This window comes from Agrococcus pavilionensis RW1, from assembly GCF_000400485.1.
In the GTDB taxonomy this organism is placed as follows: domain Bacteria; phylum Actinomycetota; class Actinomycetes; order Actinomycetales; family Microbacteriaceae; genus Agrococcus; species Agrococcus pavilionensis.
Genome location: NZ_ASHR01000013.1, coordinates 1 through 1,181, shown reverse-complemented (window position 1 = coordinate 1,181; position 1,181 = coordinate 1). Strand labels below are relative to the sequence as shown.

Below are 1,181 nucleotides of genomic sequence, written 5' to 3'. Positions count from 1 at the left end.
CATCCAGCCCTCTTGAGAGGGACTAGAGCTTGCTGACCTGGCCGAAGCCGAGCTCGACCGGAGTCTCGCGCTCGAACAGGCTGACGAGCACGGTGAGCTTGCGGCTCGCCGGCTGGATCTCGCTGATGGTGCCGGGGAAGCCCGCGAACGAGCCCTCGGTGATCGTGATGGTCTCGCCGACCTCGAAGTCGACCTCGACCGTGACCTGGTTGGGCTGCTGCGAGGGCGCCGCCTTCTGCTGCTCGGCGAGCTGCTCGTCGGCGATGGGCTTGAGCATCGTGAACGCCTCGTCGAAGCGCAGCGGGGCCGGGTTGTGGGCGTTGCCCACGAAGCCGGTCACGCCGGGCGTGTGGCGCACGACCGACCAGGTGTCCTCGTTCAGGTCCATGCGGCAGAGCACGTAGCCGGGCACGCGCACGCGGTTCACGCGCTTGGCCTGGCCGTTCTTCGTCTCCAGCACGTCCTCGGTCGGGACCTGGATCTCGTAGATGCCGTCGACCTGCATGTTCTCGGCGCGCGAGGCGATGTTGGCCTTGACCTTCTTCTCGTAGCCGGCGTACGAGTGGATGACGTACCACTTGCCGGGCTTGAGGCGCATCTCGCGCTTGAAGTCCTCGTAGGGGTCGGTCGCGGGCTCCTCGGGCTTGGCCTCGTCCGGGACGAGGTCGTCGAGCGCCTTGTTCAGCTCGATGTCGAGGTCGTTGACGTCAGACACAGTCCACCTTCTCCTTCACGTTCCGCGTCGGGCTCAAGCGAGGCCGAACAGCGGGATGTCGCCGAACACCCAGCCCACGAGCGAGCCGAACAGCAGGTCGAGGCCCGACACCAGGAGCATCATGAACACCACGAACACCAGCACGACGAGCGTGTAGCGGATCAGCTCCTTGCGCGTCGGCGTGACGACCTTGCGGAGCTCGACCAGGACTTCCTTGAGGAAGGTCCACAGGCGCAGGAACGGGTTGCGAGAGCCGCCCTCGCGCGTGCGGGGTGCCTCCTCGATCGCGTTCTCAGCCACGGTGACCCTTCGATTCGTTCGGCCCGGCTGCTGCCGAGGCCAGTCAAGCGCCGTTCCGGCGCCTTCTGCAGGGCGGACAGGACTCGAACCTGCAACCTGCGGTTTTGGAGACCGCTGCGCTACCAATTGCGCCACCGCCCTGGGCGGGTGGAGAGCCATGCTGTCA

At 66.5% G+C, this 1,181-nt stretch carries 1 protein-coding gene, 1 tRNA gene and 1 pseudogene; all 3 read right to left on the bottom strand.

Annotated elements, in window-relative coordinates; genetic code table 11:
* Nucleotides 1–22 precede the first annotated feature (22 nt).
* A pseudogene (nusG, locus tag L332_RS18735) lies at nt 23–628 on the bottom strand (transcription termination/antitermination protein NusG); the annotation flags it as partial.
* A gap of 120 nt (nt 629–748) precedes the next feature.
* Entirely contained in the window at nt 749–1,015 is a 267-nt protein-coding gene (gene secE, locus L332_RS18730) for a preprotein translocase subunit SecE (protein ID WP_021064900.1), read from the bottom strand.
* 68 nt (nt 1,016–1,083) lie between these two features.
* Nucleotides 1,084–1,156, bottom strand: a tRNA-Trp gene (locus L332_RS18725).
* Nucleotides 1,157–1,181: the final 25 nt, after the last annotated feature.